General features: G+C 39.7%; 20 protein-coding genes. All 20 read right to left on the reverse strand.

The window, feature by feature from the left end; all coding sequences use genetic code 11:
• Positions 1 to 24 precede the first annotated feature (24 nt).
• Positions 25 to 1,068 (reverse strand): SidE phosphodiesterase domain-containing protein, encoded by a 1,044-nt coding sequence (locus ABMY45_RS02480; RefSeq protein WP_349288347.1) that lies wholly within the window; start codon positions 1,066 to 1,068, stop codon positions 25 to 27.
• Between the two features lie 225 nt (positions 1,069 to 1,293).
• Positions 1,294 to 2,337: a hypothetical protein gene (locus tag ABMY45_RS02485; RefSeq protein WP_206473388.1), complete on the reverse strand. Its 1,044-nt coding sequence runs from the start codon at positions 2,335 to 2,337 to the stop codon at positions 1,294 to 1,296.
• Positions 2,331 to 2,897 (reverse strand): isopentenyl-diphosphate Delta-isomerase, encoded by a 567-nt coding sequence (gene idi, locus ABMY45_RS02490; protein ID WP_010606658.1) that lies wholly within the window; start codon positions 2,895 to 2,897, stop codon positions 2,331 to 2,333. The genes ABMY45_RS02485 and idi overlap by 7 nt, the downstream gene beginning before the upstream one ends.
• Positions 2,890 to 3,525: a sulfotransferase family 2 domain-containing protein gene (locus ABMY45_RS02495; RefSeq protein WP_102057198.1), complete on the reverse strand. Its 636-nt coding sequence runs from the start codon at positions 3,523 to 3,525 to the stop codon at positions 2,890 to 2,892. The genes idi and ABMY45_RS02495 overlap by 8 nt, the downstream gene beginning before the upstream one ends.
• An 11-nt stretch (positions 3,526 to 3,536) precedes the next feature.
• The gene (locus ABMY45_RS02500; protein ID WP_010606656.1) at positions 3,537 to 4,286 is read right to left on the reverse strand and encodes a nucleotidyltransferase domain-containing protein; all 750 of its coding nucleotides are present in this window, start codon (positions 4,284 to 4,286) and stop codon (positions 3,537 to 3,539) included.
• Between the two features lie 11 nt (positions 4,287 to 4,297).
• Positions 4,298 to 5,194 carry an RES family NAD+ phosphorylase gene (locus ABMY45_RS02505; protein ID WP_010606655.1) on the reverse strand — a complete coding sequence of 299 codons (897 nt, stop codon included), beginning with the start codon at positions 5,192 to 5,194 and terminating at the stop codon, positions 4,298 to 4,300.
• A gap of 3 nt (positions 5,195 to 5,197) precedes the next feature.
• On the reverse strand, positions 5,198 to 6,196 hold the full coding sequence (locus ABMY45_RS02510) for a terpene cyclase/mutase family protein (RefSeq protein ID WP_206473381.1): 999 nt from the start codon (positions 6,194 to 6,196) through the stop codon (positions 5,198 to 5,200).
• Positions 6,197 to 6,207: 11 nt separating this feature from the next.
• Positions 6,208 to 7,005: a glycosyltransferase family A protein gene (locus ABMY45_RS02515; RefSeq protein ID WP_010606653.1), complete on the reverse strand. Its 798-nt coding sequence runs from the start codon at positions 7,003 to 7,005 to the stop codon at positions 6,208 to 6,210.
• Positions 7,002 to 8,036: a hypothetical protein gene (locus tag ABMY45_RS02520; protein ID WP_349288348.1), complete on the reverse strand. Its 1,035-nt coding sequence runs from the start codon at positions 8,034 to 8,036 to the stop codon at positions 7,002 to 7,004. Before ABMY45_RS02520 ends, ABMY45_RS02515 begins: the two co-directional genes overlap by 4 nt.
• Before the next feature lie 3 nt (positions 8,037 to 8,039).
• The gene (locus tag ABMY45_RS02525) at positions 8,040 to 8,924 is read right to left on the reverse strand and encodes a glycosyltransferase (protein WP_010606651.1); all 885 of its coding nucleotides are present in this window, start codon (positions 8,922 to 8,924) and stop codon (positions 8,040 to 8,042) included.
• Between the two features lie 14 nt (positions 8,925 to 8,938).
• Positions 8,939 to 9,871 carry a glycerophosphodiester phosphodiesterase family protein gene (locus ABMY45_RS02530; RefSeq protein ID WP_010606650.1) on the reverse strand — a complete coding sequence of 311 codons (933 nt, stop codon included), beginning with the start codon at positions 9,869 to 9,871 and terminating at the stop codon, positions 8,939 to 8,941.
• Positions 9,868 to 10,572, reverse strand: coding sequence for a hypothetical protein (locus tag ABMY45_RS02535; RefSeq protein WP_010606649.1), 705 nt, complete (start codon positions 10,570 to 10,572; stop codon positions 9,868 to 9,870). Before ABMY45_RS02535 ends, ABMY45_RS02530 begins: the two co-directional genes overlap by 4 nt.
• On the reverse strand, positions 10,569 to 11,789 hold the full coding sequence (locus tag ABMY45_RS02540) for a glycosyltransferase (protein WP_102057203.1): 1,221 nt from the start codon (positions 11,787 to 11,789) through the stop codon (positions 10,569 to 10,571). Before ABMY45_RS02540 ends, ABMY45_RS02535 begins: the two co-directional genes overlap by 4 nt.
• A 15-nt stretch (positions 11,790 to 11,804) precedes the next feature.
• The gene (locus tag ABMY45_RS02545; RefSeq protein WP_102057204.1) at positions 11,805 to 12,671 is read right to left on the reverse strand and encodes a phytanoyl-CoA dioxygenase family protein; all 867 of its coding nucleotides are present in this window, start codon (positions 12,669 to 12,671) and stop codon (positions 11,805 to 11,807) included.
• On the reverse strand, positions 12,664 to 13,566 hold the full coding sequence (locus tag ABMY45_RS02550; RefSeq protein WP_349288349.1) for a phytanoyl-CoA dioxygenase family protein: 903 nt from the start codon (positions 13,564 to 13,566) through the stop codon (positions 12,664 to 12,666). The genes ABMY45_RS02545 and ABMY45_RS02550 overlap by 8 nt, the downstream gene beginning before the upstream one ends.
• The gene (locus ABMY45_RS02555; RefSeq protein ID WP_158299122.1) at positions 13,559 to 15,142 is read right to left on the reverse strand and encodes a carbamoyltransferase C-terminal domain-containing protein; all 1,584 of its coding nucleotides are present in this window, start codon (positions 15,140 to 15,142) and stop codon (positions 13,559 to 13,561) included. The genes ABMY45_RS02550 and ABMY45_RS02555 overlap by 8 nt, the downstream gene beginning before the upstream one ends.
• Positions 15,136 to 16,593 (reverse strand): hypothetical protein, encoded by a 1,458-nt coding sequence (locus ABMY45_RS02560; RefSeq protein ID WP_029215871.1) that lies wholly within the window; start codon positions 16,591 to 16,593, stop codon positions 15,136 to 15,138. The genes ABMY45_RS02555 and ABMY45_RS02560 overlap by 7 nt, the downstream gene beginning before the upstream one ends.
• Before the next feature lie 12 nt (positions 16,594 to 16,605).
• Positions 16,606 to 17,469 carry a hypothetical protein gene (locus ABMY45_RS02565; RefSeq protein WP_102057208.1) on the reverse strand — a complete coding sequence of 288 codons (864 nt, stop codon included), beginning with the start codon at positions 17,467 to 17,469 and terminating at the stop codon, positions 16,606 to 16,608.
• Between the two features lie 27 nt (positions 17,470 to 17,496).
• Positions 17,497 to 18,699, reverse strand: a complete 1,203-nt coding sequence (locus ABMY45_RS02570; RefSeq protein WP_010606642.1) for a hypothetical protein — start codon at positions 18,697 to 18,699, stop codon at positions 17,497 to 17,499.
• Positions 18,692 to 20,362, reverse strand: a complete 1,671-nt coding sequence (locus ABMY45_RS02575; RefSeq protein WP_102057209.1) for an ABC transporter ATP-binding protein — start codon at positions 20,360 to 20,362, stop codon at positions 18,692 to 18,694. Before ABMY45_RS02575 ends, ABMY45_RS02570 begins: the two co-directional genes overlap by 8 nt.
• Positions 20,363 to 20,389 lie beyond the last annotated feature (27 nt).

Below are 20,389 nucleotides of genomic sequence, written 5' to 3' on the forward strand. Positions count from 1 at the left end.
TATAATATTTGGTAAGTTTTTTGACTAATATTTTTTCAATCTTTTAAATATTTTACGACTAGCTTTTACCAATTTCCCAACTTTTTTCGTTCTCGGTGAATATACTGGCAACGGTTTTGAATAGTCCAATACCACAGCTTGCGCCATTAAATCTAAATCATTGTTTTGCATATACCATTTCTTCTCAAAACGATAAAAACCCAAAATACCATTATTAACCAAGTAGCAGTCAGTTAACTGTCTAAGTTCCCTGATTACTTGTGAGCCACCAGTACCTCCCTTATTCGCACTATTATGCATTAATTGTGTATTAGCATTAAGTAATTGAGCAGCAATAATGCTATCTTTTTCACCATACAAACCAATTCTTTGTAAATCCAACATATGGGCCGCTGCCATTATATCACCCATCACATGAGGCTCAGCAAGATAATCACAAGCAGCAGTCAAAGCGTTGGCAAAATCATCTATTTGTAGTTGATCATCAAATAAACTTGAATATCGTGCAGCCTGACGAAAAAAGCCAACATCAGCACGGGCATAAGCTTGATAGTTTTCAGCAACATTCCCCTCACTTTCGCGTCCCGAGCGCTGAAATGCCCCCGTAAATTGCATTTGGCGGATAAACTTACACAGGTCTGTTTGAGCCGCAACCAATTGAACAATATCTTGTCGGAACTCATCAGGGTACTTACCCACCAAGCGAATAATATCTCCAGACAAACGACCTTGGCGAATACCGTGATCTAATGGATGATTAGGCCTAAAAACTTCTACACCATACGCTTTGATTTTGTCATTAGGTTTTAGCAAATAAGGCCGACCAAAATGAAACTTAATCAAACCCAGTAACGTTCGAACAAACTCCCATTCAGTCTTAGCTCTGCCCGTTTGTTCAGCGTAGAGTTTCATCTTCTGCAATTGTTCAGGGCTATAACGACTGGTAACGGTCACTGCATTGCGATCAGGCTCTATTGAATGGAACTCATACAAATAGCCAGAGCCGAATGTACGACGGAAAAACAGCTCAAAATCAGTCTTATTAATATTACCAATTTGTTCTGTCAATTGCGGATGAGCCTGCTCAATTAAATGCAACTCAAGTCGCGACCAATTCAATTGAGTACCTAAACGCTGTGTAAGCTGTTTAAGTAATCGACTCTGTTTGACTTGGACAACAGAGCCTCGCAGCCTATACCACCAGCTAAAAATAAATAGCGATACCAGCACAATAACCAATAACACAATGGATTGACTCTCGTTCATTACAATAATATCCATAGCAAATAAAACTTAAGTGGGCCGCCTTTTACCAGAATGACCATACCACCCAACTTGCCGAATTGGTTTTTTCAACCAATATCTTACAGTGATCTCGGCTAGAAACAGCCCATATAAACCATATAAGCAACGTTTTATCAAACGAGTTTTAGCAGTGCTATGATGGGATTTATCCATCAATTCTTTAAAAATAATCTGATTAAATGCGTATTTTGCAGAGCTTTCATCCACTCTAGATAACACAATAAAATTGCTCAGAACCAAACGACGCAAGCGTTTTAGATTAGACAAGGGTGTCGCCCCCGATTGAAACTCCCCCACAGCCTGCTCAACAATAGCAATTTTATTCATAGGTTCGGCATCAATAAAAATATTAGCGAATGTAAGATAGGTATCATCACTAATAACCCCTGAATCGAATTGGTGATCAATTTTATCTAATTTAAACGCTAAATATGCTTGCGGATATTTATTAACCTTATTATGTGAATTTCGGATGCTACTCCATAGGGTTTGGCCTTTTTGCTCAATCAACACCTTACGGCAGCCTGCAAGATGGCAATCATCCGACTTAATTTTGTCCACCAACATACCCAAGCTTCCAGAAGACACTTTAATATCATCGTCACACCAACAGAAAAACAATGAGCCAGCTTGACGTGCCAATTCCACAGCAGTATTTATCGCATCAATTTTATTTGGATAATCCATACTAATGAGTAATGTAGTTAGGCCTACAATCGACTTCGATGCCAATAACCCTTGCAACAATTCAATGTAAATATCACTTTCATGCTGATGAGCAGGATGATATTGTGCAGCCACGACCAGCTGCACATCTGAGCAAATTTTCTTTTCTAGCACCAACTCGACTTCTGCAAACAAACTTTCAAGCGTTTTATACAAATCAATAAGACTATCGCTAGTAAGTAAACAAGGCACTAAAACAGTTAACTGTGCAGACTCAGCAACTCCTCCCCACTCTATTTGATAACCATTTTTCGGCGCATCATATTGATAAACTTCACCAATGACACGTCTAATTGTGTTTAACATGGCGATAACTCACCGAATAATTGTTGTTTAATAGCCTCAAGATGATGAACTTGCAAATAAGCCCATTCCATCTTAAACCAAGGAGTCACTTGCTGTTCATTAGCAGCAATAAAATCGGCGACACCATCAATATCAATATACTGATATGCAGCCACTTCATCGGTATTTGGTTTGGGCAAATCATCGCAAATAGCCCAAAACACGTGACACAACTCATGCTCATGACCAACATCCAAATATTTAGCGCGATACAAGAACTTATACAAGTATTCCACTGATGCCTCTAAGCCTAACTCCATTTGAACACGGCACTGAGCAGAATCTTTAATAGCAACACCCACTGACGGATGAGAACAACAAGAATTAGACCAACTTCCCGGCCAAAGTGGTTTTGGCGCAGCCCTTTGTTGCAATAACAACTGCCCTTGACGATTAAAAATAAATACCGAGTAAGCCCGATGTAATTGACCTTCACCCAAATGGGCCGCCAATTTACTCTGATGACCAATAACTTGATCATTTTCATCTACTAAAAGTAACTGAGGATTAATATCACTCATATTGATATTCTCCATAATCCTGAGTATAGAGGTTCTTGATAAACACACTCACACGCTCCTCAAGCTCAACTTGAGTATTTACTTTCGATTGATTGTGTATCACTCCGACATCAACACCAAGCGGCGTCAACTCCTTGGACAATTGTTCACTATCTTCCATCTTTACCACACGATAATTGTTATCATTCAAAGCCTCTCGAATTTCTTCAGGCAAAATCGCATATTGTGGAGTTAAGTGTTTAGTATGAGGATACAAATGAGGTAACATTTTTAAAGCAAAAACATCAAAACGCACCGCCCGCAATCCAGCCAAAATATCGGCTACTGTGGTTTCTAAACTAAGTTCCATTTGCATCATGGCCAACAACATATATTGGCAATTTTGAATTTGAATTTTGCCATTATCATTACGTCTACCAGCATCGATAATTTTATCTTTATAAAAAGAAACGACCCTATCCACCGGATTTCTAACCAGTTGCAATATAGGCCAACCTTCATCGAACAGCGCCTTAAATTGGGCCAAGTCAATCTCTTCAAGAGTTTGCGCGCACGTTAAGCTGGTATACATCACCTTTTTATTGGTCACCAACAATTGCCGTTGCTTTATACTTTTAAAAAAAGCCATCACATCATCCCTTAATTTTCAATGGTATTGATCACCTGTTCAACGCCCATAGACAGCACCGACTCTTTCACTGCCACCACACCGCCAAGAGCATCAATCACCAAATGATACAAGGCATCAATGTTTTCCATTCTCAGCTCTTGAGGATTAGGTGCCATAGCAGATTCAAATTGCTGGTGCACTTTAGGATCTATCGCTTTGAGTTGTCTTGCTGATTCGCGAAAGCCCTGTAGCCCCCAATGACAATGCAGACGAATAAAAGCGTCAGCCAAATTAAGCAATAGTTTTGAACAAGCAAATTCAAAAAAGCCGGGATGATCTTTAACCTGATGGATTTTGCGATGCAGGCTTTCAATCACCAGCGCTTTTTCCCGTCTGGCATCATGAGGAAAGGTCTCATCAATAGACTTGGCAGTAATATCTATAGCGTATTGCTTTAGTTTTTCAGCTATACCGTTTGGATCTGACACAATAGTGGCTTCCAACATATGTTTGATGGTAGGACCATGTCTTCGGCTAAGCAGTTCAAGTAAGAAATCTTCAGTCACATAACGAAATTCAAATTCCAACCCTTCATTAAACACTTTCTTTTTATATGAAATATCTTCGCCATCGCGTATCAAAATCAAATCAATATCGCTGCCAGATTTAAATCTGCCTTTAAAATATGAGCCGTAGCCCATCACAGCAAGCACTTCATCGTCTTGTTTAAGTTTTTCGATTTCTGCATCGAATTTTTGATTCACTAATTCTAAACCCATCTTCATTTTCCCTAAAGTTGGTTACTCGATGTTATTGCTTCTATAGTTACCACTTCGACCAATGAGTCGAGTATGGGCCTGCCGAACATGGCAATATTCTCTACCACCTTCGAATTATTTTGTTGTTTAGCCTTAGGATCGATTTTTGCCAGAATAGTAGATGTAGCCGGATAGATAATGCCATCAAAACCAGCCTGTTTAGCCAACACCGCAATTCTGCGAGTCAGAGGATAAGAAAAACGACTAAACATAAATACCATATGCAAAGCTTTTTGCAGCGGTTCGGCTGCAATACAAGTCAAATCCAGCAATTTTAAATGTGACGTCGGGCGCAATGTCGCAACAAAAAGGCTATCATTTGCCGCCGCCCGGCACTCATGAATACATATCTGAAGATTTTGCGATGCATACATGACAGGCATGTTATCCGAATCAAGTCGTCCCGAACCCAACAATTCATCTGGAGGGCTATCATATTCTGCTGAATTTTGTGGCTGCTCTGGCGATACTCTTATACGGTAAAATTGATCTGATGGGGTTAAAACCCGAACCGGATAACTCTCTAACGCTCGCAGTAGTATCTGGGAATCAGTATTCTCCAAATAGGCATCATTAATGGCATTTTCAATGCACAATATATCCTGTTTCAGGGTTTTCCCCAGACTGCTTGACAACTTTTGCTGTTTATTGCGCTCTATATTCTTATCATTGTAATAAGCAGCCTTAGCTATTTCCCCGTGCAAAAAGCACTTATCAGCCAATTCAATAACCATAGCGCCACTTAAACAATGGCCTTCAGTCGAATCGCAATGAGGGCACCCAGCTAAATCAGCGACAAACAATTCCTCAACATATCTTTTCAAACCCGGATTGTTAAAACAATCAGAACACAATACAACAGCAGACATCCGCTATACCTTATAGCCTTGGCTCAACTGCCAATATTGATTCAACATGATCAGCACCTGAGCACTACAAAAAACGTCTTCATTTTTCTTGATTTTGACATTCGGATGAGGAAATACCCCACCATGCCAGCAACCGTTTTCACTTTGTTGGCTAAGCAACCATTTAAGGGCTTTTTGAACGTTAGGATCATCTAATTGAATGCCCGTCGCCAATAAAGTTTTTAGCCCCAATACCGTATGCAAAGACTCACTGATCTGATTTTCACCATCAGTTTGGCCACTAACCAGACGTCCATCACTTTGTTGCTCAGATAAAACAAAACGTTGCGCTTTAGCAAGATAACTATCAAAACGGCCATTATCATTTAAGCGCTGCAACAACTCGCAAATTGGAGCCATCAGATAAAACGGCGTTTCATAATATTGCCAATGTTGACCCCAAGTACCATTAGCCAACTGTCCTTCAGTTAAAAATGTCAGTGCTTGTAAAAAATATTTAGGCTCAGTATCAACCCTAAGCAAAGCCAACATGGCAAAAGCGGTGACACTAGGCAAGTGCTGTACATCTTCGCTTACCGCCGGATTTTCGATTCTCCAACGACCATCATTAAGTTGTTTCTCACAGATATATTGCGCTTGATTTATCACATCGGTGCGCTGAGGAAATTGGCGTTCTAGCAAGGTCTTTAATAATTGCAGATATTCACTGGAAGTCTCAATGCAATATAAATCCGTACGTTTTGCTGAGTCTGGCACCATACCATCATCAGTTTCGCTACTGGCCAAAAACGCCATAGCGGCACTTAGCACTGCATCATTTTGCAAACTTTCCTGCTCAGTCCACAAAGTGATAGCCATAGCCGCTTCAATAGTTTCCCAAACATCAAAAGTGCCGTAATTAGCAGCTGTAATTGCTCCATTGGCTTTTTGTTGCTGACGCAAATAAGCCAACCCTTGTTCGCAGGCATCTTTGAGTTGTGTTGTAGAAATTCCTGTTGTCATATGTATCCCTTTTAAAATTCCTTCAAACTAAAATCTTCATCATTAGGCGTATTGCGATAACACTCTTGGCTTAAGCCCGTTTTAATTTTCTTACGCAAATCGGCCATTTTCTGTTTATAAGCTGCACGTATAGGCGATTGATAGCCAGTCGTCTCATCGGTAGTCAACGACTTAGCTTGTTCTATTTTTACATAGAGAGGCTCACTTAAATTACGCACCTTTTTGCAATGTACAGCACGTAAGGTAAACTCATCGTCCGCACCAATTCGAGTAGAACCATCAAATCCACCTAAAGTGTCAAAACAGCTAAAGCGCACTAATTGAGAGGGTTGATAACTGATGTATTTAATCCCCACTTTATGGGCAAGATAAGGCATCTTATAAAACCGTTTAATGTAATAACTATCGCCTTTATCTAAATCCGACATGACTTCCATATAAGCAGAGCCCAGTATATCGATATTGCTGTCTCTCATCCCATCATATAAACGGTCTAAACGCATAGCCACACTGAAGTCATCAGCATCGTGAAAGGCCAAATATTCAGTATCCAACTGCTGGATAATGGCATTTTTCATCCGATAAGTACCAACATTTTTACTGGCACGAAACAAACGAATAGGATGTTTGCTTAGTTGTTTAGTTTTATCTAACTGCTGTTGCAACTGAGCAAAGACATCATCTGATGAGGCATCGTCCATTACCAATAATTGAATATCTTTAAGACACGTCAAAGACAATGACTCAATAGCCCTACTAATCAAATGAGGTTGATTATAATGAGGAATAGCAATACTGATACGGCTCATTCGTCACCACCAGATGAAGCAGACCACACAATTCGTTTTAACGGTTTGTCTATCAGCACTCTTAAAAGCAATTCAAAAGTCACTAACAAATAACCAAAATAGAGTAAAGACTTTACAACCAGTTGACGATTAAACTTCAAAGGCCGTGCAAACAATGGTGCAAACATAATATTGTGATAAATATATTTAGCTTTAGTCTTATCGAACTTATGCAATAAGATCATATGACTAAGACTGATACGGCGAAAACGAATTAACTTTTGTTTAAGATTCAAATCGGTCAAATAATAAATTTTGGCCGCTTCAATAACCTGTATTCCATTCATAGGTTGACCATCCAAACACAGATTGGCAAATGTTAGATAGCCATCATCACTGATATCTCTTTCATCAAAGTCATGCTCAACAGCATTGAGCTTAAACAGCACACAGCCTTGGGGATATTTATTTGGTTTAGTCCTTGGAAGTTTTAAGTAACGCTGCTCAATAAAATCTTGCGGATTTTTAACTTGAACATGCACTGGACCTACGATGCAATTGTGTCGCACATAAATACTACCAATTAATGTTTCCATAATATTGTCAGACAACAGCAAATCACCATCACACCAACCAAATAATTCACTTTGTTTTTCTTTAGCACATTTAATTGCTCTTTTGATCATAGCGATTTTATTGGCTTTATTTTGCTTTATCAGTGCCACATGTACATTAGATTTAGCCAATTTAGCGCATAAATCAGCAATGATTTGCTGGTATACACTTTGTTGCCAATTTCCCTGAATGCCTAAAATCAACTGAGCACTAGAGATCAACCCACTTTCAAGCTGTGAATTCAATTGTTCACACACTTGACAAACACAACGATAAAACGCGGCAATATTATCATTTGGCAATACCAAAGGTAGTAAAAAACTCAATTGGGCAGTATCACCTTCGCGGATGAATTCAACTTGAGCATCAAAACGGCTAAAATCAGCTTGCCAAGTTTTCCCAATGAGCTTACGCATTTGATTAAATAAAAAAGACATTGATTAGCTACTTCCACAGGCGGCCAGCAACATCCCCCACTGGCGGCAAATTTTCATTTGATAACGGATAGAGTGTGCAGGATGCCAACACAGCAGCGCCAATCTAACTAAATTAACCAAAAATCTGGCGAAAATTTTTAAGCTAAAAATGAAGCCACTGCGATTTTGATGAAAAATTTTGACATTAGTTTGGCCGACTCTAAAACTACGCTTACGCACCCAACTTTTAGTTGCTCTTAGTTGATCATAATCTTCATAAGCCAAAGCCTTACCCTCATAGGCAAACTTAGCACCTAAAGCTTTAGCCCGATGGAAAAAGTCGGTATCCTCACCACCTGAAATGCCAAATTGCAGATCGAACAATTGCCCGTGCATCTTTTGATAAATAGCCTTAGTTATCAAAATATTGCAAGAACTCAACGCCATTGAATCATGACTGCTCATCAATTGATGGCGATAGAAAAAAGGCACTTGACTCATCCAAGGTTCAACCTTAACTAAAAAGTTAGGAAGTGTATTACCCTGGACAATATCCGCTTCGCTTTGCAATTGACAATTAACCAACTGGTTAAGCCAATCACAATCTACTATTTCATCATCATCTACCATAGCAATGACACTAAAGTCATGTTCTTCAAATACCATCTGCAACAACATATTGCGAGCTACAGAAATATTGGCAGGCGCAACGGCACGGGTATGCAAAGTAAAACGATAATCGGCTAACCTGCTAGCCAACAAATTAACTGCTGATTGACTGTGATTATCATTGTCCACGACAAAAACACAAAATTGTGCAGAAAATTTCAGTTGATTAATTGAATCAAGCAAACGTAACAACGACTTTGGCCGTTGATAAGTTGGAATTCCTATGGCTACCTTATGCATCACAATACAACTAGCTATAAACTACCTTGGGACAAAGCAGCAGGCGCGTTGCCACTAATTAAACCAATACCATGCAGCAACAAATTATCACTGTGTTGATAGCTTTGATGTTTAGTCCATAAATAAACTCGGCTACCATGCTGTTGCGCTCTGGCAGCAAACTGTTCAGGCCATCCCCACAAGTATTCAGCAAATTCAGGTGACACAATAATGATGCGGTTTTTACACGAATTAGGATAAGACTCACTCCAACCAACCAGCGCGTAATCAATCAGACAAGTCTTTAAATCCCGTTGGGTAATACTGTTCACTTGCGGATTGAGGCTATGAATATAATCCACAACCTGAGCATTGCCGATATGTACAATTTGTTGCTGCATTTGAGGCTCTAAAGTATCGATAAACTCCAACAAAATACGCGATGCACGTTTAGCGGTGGTTTTTAGATTCAACCAGTAAGTAACATCTGGATCTGTAACTAAAGTCTCTAACAAAGCTATTCTTAATCCTTGATTGCGATAAGGAAAAGTTTTGCCGCCATCTAGGGTATAACCGTAGCCAGCATCTAAATCTTTTATTTGCTCCCAAGTCAATTGGTGAACTTTACCTTCACCATCAGTAGCACAGCTCAAGTCATTATCATGAAACGCCACCAAACGGTTATCACGAGTTAACTGCACATTCAAATGAATATTACGTACACCGTTTTTGATTTGTTGCTCAACCGCCGCCAGCGTGTTTTCGATTAAACCACTTTCACTTGCCGTAATACTTTGAGCCATACAACCAGTTTGCTTGAGTTTAAGATAGTCCACTACCAAACCACCGCCACGATAAGCAACAACATCACCTTGGTGGCGCAATTGAAACTCAGGGCTTTTAAAAAAACCAACAATGACTGTACCAACCAATGCCAATATCAGCAGTATGTTAGCAAGCTTCTTCATCTTTGATCCTCGGAATATTTTTCATTAAAGCGCTGTTGCAACCAATTAAAGTTGTTAATGAAGCTAGCGTGATCTTCTCCTGTTGCACTACATTGACGATAAAACTCTATACCTTCAACACAACCCCGTGCAACCCATTGCGCATATTCAACATCCTCTTTAACATTGGACCACTGTCCTAAGCGTTGTTGACGTATAAATTCTTCCCGCACTCGCTTTCGCGGCACACTCAATTTAACCGACTCGCGAAACGCTGCACGCCACGCATGAAAAGCGCTAGCATTAATAATAGTGGTAGAAGCAACCACATCCACTGGCTTGTATCGCTTACTTAGCGACATTGTCATATCGCCCCAAAACTCATCGACCGTAGCAAAAACTCGTTTATTAAACAGTTTTACCCCACCATTGCCATAACACAACCCATTGACCGAATTGATACAACGCCAAACATAAGTGGTGTCGTCACACAACTGTGATTCAGGTAAGGCAAAATCAAACTCAGAATGAATTTTATTATCACCATCAACAACAAAAAACCACTCACCACTAACCGCTTGAGCTGCTAATTTATGCGCATTGAGAATACCATCAACACCATGAACCCGCTTAACTTTTGGAAAACGTCTGCGTAAATTTAGCCAGTTATCCTCAGCACACAGCTCATCATATGAAATAAAAACAATATCGTACTGCATCATAATTCTCGCAATAAACTAGCCAAGGCATGAGATTGCTTGCCTTGGTTAAATAATTGACTAACTTTAGCTACAGCCTGTTGCCCAATATGAAGACGCATATCAGATGTAAAATTAGCTATTAGTTCAATCTTCAACGAAAGCCCTTCAATATCACCTTCTGCAACCAAAAAACCATTCTCACCATCATCGACCAACTCACCAATCCCCGAATGAAAACTCGACAACACAACTTTTTTCATGGCCATAGCTTCCATCAACACTACTGGCACCCCTTCCATATCACCGTTATCCGCAGTCTTAGAAGGCAACAACAAAACATCAGTTTGCGCCATAAGCTGCAAAGTTTTGTGATGGGCCAAAGCACCGTGTAATGTCACTCGATCCTCAAGTTCTAGTTCTCTAACCGAATTTTCACAAATTAGGTTTAACTCGCCATCACCGACAATATCAAAATGAAAATTGACTCGATTAGAAACTCTGGCCAAAGCTTCAAGAGCATCCAGTATCCCCTTCTTTTGAGTCAGGCGACCAACAAACAGGACACGCAATAACCCCGCATCCATTTTATGGTACTCAGCCAATTGAGCTAGTTGTTCAATATTCACTCCCATATGCATAACATCAACTTTCTCTCGCGCACAGCCCAAAGACGTGATCTTATCTTGCATAAAACGGCAGACCGATAACACCTTATCCGCTTGAGTAAATAACTTATGATAATGTGGTGTTAAATCTTTAAACGCTGGAAGCTTAGTAAGTTCATAGGCATGTAAAACACTAACTAACGGCCCTTGTATATAGCCAAACTGCTTTAACTGTGCCGCCATAACGCCTGCTCCCCCAAAATGAGTGATGACAATCTCATCAGCTGCAATACGCTTAGGACCTGAAACAATTTTATACAGTAACTTAGTGCGGTAATGTTTAGCATTTAAATTATCCCAGCGCTGTTTAAACTTACCTTGAGAATAAGGGTGTAATAACCAACGAAGCATACGCCCTTTTGAATAAACTAAATCTTGCTCACCAATAACATCGACTTCACACCGAGCCAACAGCGGATGCTCGTTAGCCAAATCCACATGATTACTCTGTTCTGAACAAGCTACTGTGACCACTCGAACGCTAATCCCCTGCTGCAACAAACCCAATATTTCTTGGCGAATAAAGGTTTCACTCAGCTCCGGAAATCTTTCGAGAAAATAGACTATTTTCATCCGTTTAAACCAAATTTATCCAGCCTTTAACCGACGCTCTGGTAAATCTGTCGCAACACCGTGTAAAACTGGACACATGATCGAATCGGCTATATCAACATAAAAATTCGGTTGTGGCGGCTCGTTTGTAACATGAATAGGATCGCTAAACAGCAACTTGTTATGCTCAAAACGCAAATGCAATACAAAAGTTTTACGGGTACGACCTGAGAGTAAATTATCAGTGGCATGGATCAAACGACTATCATGAAAAGTCACATCACCACGCTTAGATAGATATTCCACCACATTCCACTTAATACCTGTCTTTTGGGCAAACTGCTGTCCCAATTCATCCAACGGTTTACGGAAACTGAATCCAGACACTTCGCGCTTATTCAGCGGCTCAAGTCGGTGAGAATTTTCAACATAAAGAATTGGCGCATCATCACTGTTAACATCTTCAAGAGCGATATGAGCTGTAATCCAGTGACCACTAAACAAATGTTTACCGTATTGACCGTCTTGATGCCAACTTATGTTGTACTCTAAACCTTCACCGGGCACTTTGTTAACCAAGTGAATAAAAAATGCCTGAGCAAAATCACTATTCATCAAGCGACTAGACAATACCCCAATCCCAGCTTCCATCAATAAACCAACCAAAGCAGGATCTGCCACAGTAGGATAAGAAACACGAGTAAGGTATTTTTCTGAATCTTTCGGAGGGTGAGTACGACGAGGTGGCGGATTACCACTAACATATTCACCAGCCATAATACGGTCATAACAAGCCTCTAGCTTATCTAGCATTTGCTCGTTAAGTAGCCCTTCAAATTTTACCAAGCCAGTATCATTCAATTGCTTTTGATGAGCAGACATATCATAGTATTTATCAAACACGGTTTAGTTCCTCAAATGTTTGTTTAGGCGCAGCAAAACCGACCAAATCAGTAGCAACACCATGAATTACCGGACACATCAATTGATCGGCAAAGTCCAAGTAATAACTAGTTTGTGGCGGATTATTCCGAATTAAAAACGGTTCGTTGATCACCAACGGGTTATGGCTAGTACGCATATGAATACTAAAGGTCTTACGGGTTTTACCACTGCGTAGATTGTCCGAAGCGTGAATTAAACGACTGTGATGAAAATTAACATCACCGCGCTTAGAAGTATGATACTTAACCTTCCAAGGTACATTTAAACGCTCAGCTAATACCAAGCCATGCTCATACAAATCAGCCTTAAAGGCCTGCCCAGTAATTTGTCCTTTATGTAAACCTTGTTTGAAAGTCGGCAAATGATGTGAATCTTCAATATACAATACTGGCGCATCATCTTCATTAACATCAGATAAAGTAATGTGAGCGGTGATCCAATCTCCTTCAAATAACCAAGGAGAATATTGTCCATCTTGATGCCAGCCGATATTAAACTCAGGCCCCTCGCCGGGCACCTTATTAATCAATTGAATACCCCAAGCCTGAACAAAATCACTCTCGCTTAATGCATTGGCCACAACCCCAATTCCAGCTTCCATTAATAAGCTGACCATTTGCGGATCTGCAATTGCCGGACAAGAAATTCTGGTCAAATTATCGTATGAGTCATTTGGCATATGAGTGCGATTAGTCGGTGGCGCACCTGTTAGATAATTACCTTCAATAATACGGTCAAAACAAGCTTCAAGTCTTTCAAGCAAATCTTCACCTATTAATTTTTCGAAACCAACAACACCATTATCTAGATAATGTTGCCGCTTTTGATTAAAATCATATTCGCACTCAAACAAAATGCCCCCTCCTTGCAATCAAATCACCAAATACATAAACATCAACATCTCTGTCGGCAAAATCATTGATTACATCTTCTGGTGTCAAACAAATTGGCTTGCCACGACCATTAAGAGAAGTATTAATCAACGCCCCAACACCACTAAACTTTTCATATGCTAGTAATAACTCATGAACTTTAGCATTATCTGTTGAGCTAACGATTTGCAAACGCGACGTGCCGTCAACATGAGTAGCCTCTGGGATTAAGTCCGAGTCAATATCATAATTAAACAACATATATTTTGACGGAAATATATCATTGGTGATTTTAGCCAAAGACTCTTCAGCAACTATCGCCGCTAAAGGGCGATACCATTCACGAGACTTAACCATATGATTGAGTCTATCTTTCATTCCATGAGCCTGACAACTTGCAAATAATGAACGATTACCCAAAGCTCTTGGTCCCATCTCAGATTTACCCTGATACCAAGCAACAACCTCATGATTGTGTAGATATTTTGCTAATTTTTGCGCTGTATAGTCCTCGACAATAAAACCTTGCTTTTCAAGCCAGTCACGCTCAACTGTATAGCTTTCACCACAGCTATATACAGACACAGGCTCAAGTAAATGACCTTTCAATTGTAACTGGGCAAATATCGCCGCTCCCAAACTTTGACCTGAGTCATTGCAAACAGGAGGTACAGAATAACGTTCACCATAGCGCTGCCACAGCAGAGTATTCACCATAAGATTCAATGCGCAACCACCAGACATGGAAACTGAGAGGTCCTCATCAGTAACAATGTGACTAACATGCTCAACCACTGTCTGAGCGAACAATTGTTGTAAAGTCGCCGCCAAATTAGCCTTAACTTTAAACGTCGGTTGCCCTATATATTGTTTAAACAACTTAGCTAAAAACTTAGGTCTTTCAACTACTGAATAATCATAAAGATTATGTGGTGCAGCCAAAATCATCTCAGCATATCTCGGTTCATATTCACCATATGCCGCCATACCCATCACTTTGCCTGCAGCTGAAGGAGATTTTTCTATGCCCATCATAACCGCAAGAGAAGTCCAACCCATACCAGAGCCAAACCAAGGCAATTCATTGCAATGAGTAATAGTTAATTGTTTGCCATCACGACGAACCACACAATTACGTGAAAAATGCCCCCGCCCTTCATTAACAAAACACAGCTGTTTTTCCGCAGGTTTAGCATATTGAAAGCCAACCATTGCATGGCACATTTCATGGGCAACAACAAAACATTTAACTGACTTTCCTGTAATCAGAGTTTTAGACTCAAAATAGAAGTTATGCTGGTCAATACCTTGATTCAACGTTTCAAAATCATCGATTTTTGCGACCTTATTGCTAACGTGAGTACTAAAAGAAACCACATCGACCCTTTGCAACAAATCGGCCTTATGCTCTTTTAGATAATCCAGGGTAGTTTGAATTTTTCCATCGTGTTTGACCCGAGATAATCGCTCGGTTTCAATCGACCAAATCAATTCTCCATTTTCAACAAAGCTAACAGCCGAGTCATGACCTATTGAGTGAACCCCCATAATCAACATGATGCTGCTTCCTGCGCTTGTTTGGCCGCAACCCATTGTTCATGCATCATTGCTAATAAACGCACAGTCCGATTAGTGGTCAGGCGCAAAGCTCCAAACTCCTCAATATACATTTGACTAATCTGTTCGATATTGAGCTTTTGCAACAGCAACACCAAATCCTCTGGTGAAGTAACAACTTTGTCAGTCAACTGAGCATCAACAAACATATTCATCATTGCCTTAGCGCTATCTGTCATCTCAACTTGATGCTCAGACATTTTAGCTTCAAGACCAGCAATCAGTTGAACCTTGCACTGACCTATTTGCCCGAGAACTTTTTGCTCTTCGGTAGGTGGTTGTAACCACGCTAAGTTAGGCCTTAAATTAATCGAATCACCAGCCAAATACTTCAATACATTGGTTCTTAGTTCACAATAAGCCTGTGGCGAGTCAACCAACTCAGCAATCTTGTTGTAAATATCTTTCCAATCATCTCTGATACAACCAAGTTGATGCTGCTCAAGGTACTGTGCTCCCCACTCTTCCATTGGCAATCCAGAACGCAAACCCAACACAGGTTGCTTACCAAGTACAGCTTCGATCAATGTATTAATACTACCTTTACCAACATACACAGTGCCTTTTTTACCAAGTTCGGCCACTAAAGCTAAAAAATCCTTTTGTTGCAGACCATCAAGGACTTTTGCACGGCCCGGATAATCACGGGCGCTTTGTTCAGCTACCGCCAGCTCTTCAGCATCATTGATCACAATATAATGAAGGTTTAAATTGGTGTTTTTCAACAACTCTTGATACAACAATGTATATTTACGCCCACCGCGATTACTTACCAAAATCACATCTGTCAATTCACTAACTTGCTGCGTATCAGCTAAATTTTCCATTTGCACCGAAGAGATATAACCAAAATCATGAATTTGTGTTGCAGGCACTTTCACTATATCGCGCAGATATTCAGTTGCAGCAGGTAAACGAGTCAGATATTTCATACCGCTATCAATTGCACTACGGTGAACATCCATACTAAAGTGACCGTGATTAGTCACATAGTTATATAATTGTTCCGGCATTTTCTTAATTTTCTGGGCTGCTAACATACGAGCCACCACACCTTTAGTGCAGATAACGGTCGTAGGTTTACGCTGTTCAATCGCCTCAAGCAAAGGCAAATATTCAGAAAAATCTTGCTCTTCGGTTTGCTTAGCCACCCTATGATCTAAACGGGTAACAATATTCAAATAATTATCAAATACTTCATCACTATTAGCGGCACTCTTTACCGCCATCTTAATGTCTTGACCCACTTGAACAAAATTGTCAATATAATCATCACCAGCAATCAAATCCACAAGCTGACCCGAGGTCTTAGTCAAAAACGCCTGCAACTGTTTAGCAGCCAGAAAATTCCCAAATTCTCCCCAGGACTTCATACATACAATTAAAATCATCCTCAAGTCCTCTTATTGTGCATTCATAGTAGTAGTAATGTAATCAACTATATCCAAACGAATTTGAGCAAATTGCTGCTGACAATCTTGACTCCATATGCTTTCAAGCAGTTTGCTCAAAGTACTGTATTCCCTATCAAGAACTTGCAAAGCAGCATTAATGCGGATTTGAACGTCAGATTTAGATTGCTCAAAAGTCGCCTTATCCATAACTTCAAAAATAATATTCTCACCTTGGATTTCGACATCTTTAGTAAAATCAATGGCATCATCAATCAAACAACAAATACGACCGAAATAACGGGTCGCTTCAATGAGGTTATGGTCATTTTGTTGTGGTAAAGCATCAACAAAATCTCTGGCAATCATCGCGAAGAAACTACCGATGCGGTCAGTAGAAACATATTCGTCACCATTTTCCCCCTTTGCTTGGGCTATTTTACTTTGAATAATGGAGTCGTAGAGTCCTTTACAAGTCTGCTTAATATTATCTAAACGACTTTTCTCACCGCAGCTTCTTTCAGCAATTGCTAACATCATGATGTAAAAGACATACATATCTTTATCGCCGACCCTTTCGTCGCCATCAATAAAGTCGTCGGCGATACTAGTAGACAAGCTAAACAGTAAACTTTGCATCACACTTTCAATGCGCTCAGGCCATTGCTCTTGAGGAATATCGCAAACACGAAATAAAAACCAAATTGATGGGTATCCCATGCACTTTGACGAAAAGTATTGAGCCGACTGACCCAATACAGAACTAATAAGAGGGCCGTATTCTTGCAAATGCTCACAAACCTGTTGAGATACTTGATTGCGGACAGGTGTCGCATCCAAGATGCGCTCAAGCGCATCAGAAACATATTTATCCATGGACTATTCCTTATTATCAATGACAAATTAAACGATATACGGGAAGAAAATCCCAAACACATACTCATAGAGTTTTACCCCTTCAAGGGTAATAAAGGCTTGAGTTGAATTACCATGAACTAACTTAAAGTCTTTCATATCCACAATATCAATAATCACTTCAGCACGACCATCCTTTACTCCCATAATGGTTTTAACCTTTCCTTTAATAGAACCATACTTAAGATAATTATATGCGCTGAGTTTAACTTCAACCTCTTTACCCAAGGCGATATCGAGAATGTGCTTTTCATCGACATAACCTTTGGTAACAAAGTGCTGTCCTTCAGGGTAGATGGTGTAAACCAATTCGCCTTTTCTATATTGGGTTTTGCGAATGCCATTGAGACTTTCAAACTCAACTCGGCCATCAACTTCAGCCTTGCCCTGCAAGCGGTTATGATTTTTTTCCAATTGCGCTAACTCTAATTCTTTAAGTTTTAGGCTATCGGCAAACACTTTAGCTTCGTTTTCCAATACAGATAAAGTCACCGCCATATCGCGCTGACGGGTTAAACCTATCTGTTGTTGGCTTTGTTGATTTTTTAATTGCGCCAATTTCAGCTGTTGTTGATGAATATCTTGCTCCATCTCAATGATTTCCGCTCGCTTATGGAATAAATCCTGTTGATAGCGGATTTTGCGGTCTTTAGAGATATGACTTAAATTAGTAACTCCTTCGACAAAGGTCGATTGCTTAAGATAATCCTTATTAAGTAAAGTCAATTCTTGCTTCAACCTAACCAGCAGGTCTTCGATCATGATAATCTCAGCCTTTATACTTTTGACTTCAACCTCTTCAAACTGACTGAGCATAGCCACCGAACTTCGAGTTTGCTCTATTTTCTGCTTTAAAGCCTGCGCTTGCACTTGATCGCGGATCTCTTCTTGCCGAAGCAAAACCAACTGATCCTTAAGCTGAATATTTTCCGCTTGGTACATAGACATATCGGACACCACTTTACTCCCATCAGGCACCTGATATTGATCAATAATAATATCTCGCTCAGCATAATGAAGGACAGGTTCGGGAACGATATAAATAAACGCTTCTTCCAGCACCACTCGCAATTGAATCGTTACCGCCAATGACGCCACTAATGCAATAGAAAATAACCAAAAAGTCACTTTTAACAACTTAGAGCGAGCTTTTCTCAATTCACCGTGAATATTGTCATTGACCTCATGCATATGCCACATCCTTGCGTTTATCAGTCTGTTTACTATCCGACAGACGTTTAGTTAACGTCAGAAGTTCACTGCGTTCACTATCAATAGTAAAATCATGGGCAACATAAAGAATGATACAGTTTGTTTTCTGATTAATAAGCTCACCAACAATCTTACTAGTGTGCTTATCTAAACCACGAAACACCTCATCAAACACCAATATAGGCTTATTCGACAAATACACCCTCAAAAACAAGATAATCTGTCTTTGTCCCTCAGAAAAAGGATTCACCCTATCACTAATTTGCGTATGCAATTGCTCCGGCAAAGCTGCAATTACAGACCATAGACCTATTTTCTTAAGTAAATCAACGACCGTTTCTTGTTCGATTGCTTGGCCTAAAGTAATGTTTTCCCACAGCGTAGTAGTAAACAGAATGTCATGGGGAAAGTACGCCGCACAATGGTTAATACGACGGTTTGAGTTAACCAAACGCTCGCCAATTTTAAAAGAAAATTCGCCATCAATGGGGTCAAACAAACCGACCAACGACTTACAAAAAGTCGTTTTACCTGCACCATTAGCACCAACCAATTTATAAATTCGATTAAGTTTAAAGGTAGTATCAGGTACATCACAAACAGCCTTACCATTAACCCCAACCTTAAGACCACAAACACTTACTTGCTCAATTGGCTGACATTCAACAGGTTTATCATTCAACTCCTTTTCATTGATACTGACACTATCCAAAAACTCCCGATAACGCTTTAGAGTTATACTAGTGCGCTTCAATTGCATAAAAGACATCAATATTTGCATTGTGGTTTTCATCGAAATTTCAGAAAATGCCATTAAAGTCAACATTTCACCTAAAGTGAACTTATTTAAAGACAAAATACTTATCACCACAATTGCTCGGATAGCAATACTGCTAACAGTACGGACGACAGAAGTACTAGTTTGAATTTTTTGCTGTAAAAATGACACATCCCGCTCACGATTGAGAAAATCCTCCATACGAGCAGTACATCGTTTAAAGACTTGACTTTTATAATTATTAGCGCGGATAGTTTCCCGCCCATCAACAATATCATCGACTACAGACAAAAAATCTGATTTAATTTGAAAACGCTGGGTTTCATACTCAACAGTCTTAGGAACGGCTTTAAGGTAGATCACCACCAACAACCCCAAACTGATAGCCATCACCAAACCTATCAGAGGGCTCATATACAAAATAATCGAACTAAGAACAAAGATGGTCAAAAAGCTAACGGCGATATCAACTTGCAAAGTTAAATAATACTTTTTGATATTCTGAGCATCATAAATCCTCTGAATCAAACTGCCCTTCTTATAACTGTTTAATTCAGGGATTTTGGCCGTAAGTAAGGCCACCAAATACTTATCTAAATGATGGTAATCGAGAAATTTTTCTAACACCACTCGATAACTTCTAGACAAATACCCGATAGTCAAATTTAGAGTTTCGTAGCAAGCATAAAACATTAAGAAGATTAGCAAAAATCGCATATCCCCCGACGGAATAACGCTATCGATAAGATACTGGGTAAAAAACGCCGTAAACGAGCCAATTAAACTAATTAGCAAAGCGAAAACAAACAATACCCGAATATGTTTGGAGTAAGAAAAACTAAGTTTTAAACGTTTAAAAAGCATAGACAAAACCAGATATAATACTCACAA

Origin of the sequence: Pseudoalteromonas sp. XMcav11-Q, from assembly GCF_040104525.1 — a bacterium.
GTDB lineage: Bacteria > Pseudomonadota > Gammaproteobacteria > Enterobacterales > Alteromonadaceae > Pseudoalteromonas.

Coding starts and splice junctions, on each gene's coding strand:
- ABMY45_RS02485 (WP_206473388.1), bottom strand. CDS start 2,337: ATGTTAAACACAATTAGACGTGTCATTGGTGAAGTTTATCAATATGAT.
- idi (WP_010606658.1), bottom strand. CDS start 2,897: ATGAGTGATATTAATCCTCAGTTACTTTTAGTAGATGAAAATGATCAA.
- ABMY45_RS02495 (WP_102057198.1), bottom strand. CDS start 3,525: ATGGCTTTTTTTAAAAGTATAAAGCAACGGCAATTGTTGGTGACCAAT.
- ABMY45_RS02500 (WP_010606656.1), bottom strand. CDS start 4,286: ATGGGTTTAGAATTAGTGAATCAAAAATTCGATGCAGAAATCGAAAAA.
- ABMY45_RS02505 (WP_010606655.1), bottom strand. CDS start 5,194: ATGTCTGCTGTTGTATTGTGTTCTGATTGTTTTAACAATCCGGGTTTG.
- ABMY45_RS02510 (WP_206473381.1), bottom strand. CDS start 6,196: ATGACAACAGGAATTTCTACAACACAACTCAAAGATGCCTGCGAACAA.
- ABMY45_RS02515 (WP_010606653.1), bottom strand. CDS start 7,005: ATGAGCCGTATCAGTATTGCTATTCCTCATTATAATCAACCTCATTTG.
- ABMY45_RS02520 (WP_349288348.1), bottom strand. CDS start 8,036: ATGTCTTTTTTATTTAATCAAATGCGTAAGCTCATTGGGAAAACTTGG.
- ABMY45_RS02525 (WP_010606651.1), bottom strand. CDS start 8,924: ATGCATAAGGTAGCCATAGGAATTCCAACTTATCAACGGCCAAAGTCG.
- ABMY45_RS02530 (WP_010606650.1), bottom strand. CDS start 9,871: ATGAAGAAGCTTGCTAACATACTGCTGATATTGGCATTGGTTGGTACA.
- ABMY45_RS02535 (WP_010606649.1), bottom strand. CDS start 10,572: ATGATGCAGTACGATATTGTTTTTATTTCATATGATGAGCTGTGTGCT.
- ABMY45_RS02540 (WP_102057203.1), bottom strand. CDS start 11,789: ATGAAAATAGTCTATTTTCTCGAAAGATTTCCGGAGCTGAGTGAAACC.
- ABMY45_RS02555 (WP_158299122.1), bottom strand. CDS start 15,142: ATGTTGATTATGGGGGTTCACTCAATAGGTCATGACTCGGCTGTTAGC.
- ABMY45_RS02560 (WP_029215871.1), bottom strand. CDS start 16,593: ATGATTTTAATTGTATGTATGAAGTCCTGGGGAGAATTTGGGAATTTT.
- ABMY45_RS02565 (WP_102057208.1), bottom strand. CDS start 17,469: ATGGATAAATATGTTTCTGATGCGCTTGAGCGCATCTTGGATGCGACA.
- ABMY45_RS02570 (WP_010606642.1), bottom strand. CDS start 18,699: ATGCATGAGGTCAATGACAATATTCACGGTGAATTGAGAAAAGCTCGC.
- ABMY45_RS02575 (WP_102057209.1), bottom strand. CDS start 20,362: ATGCTTTTTAAACGTTTAAAACTTAGTTTTTCTTACTCCAAACATATT.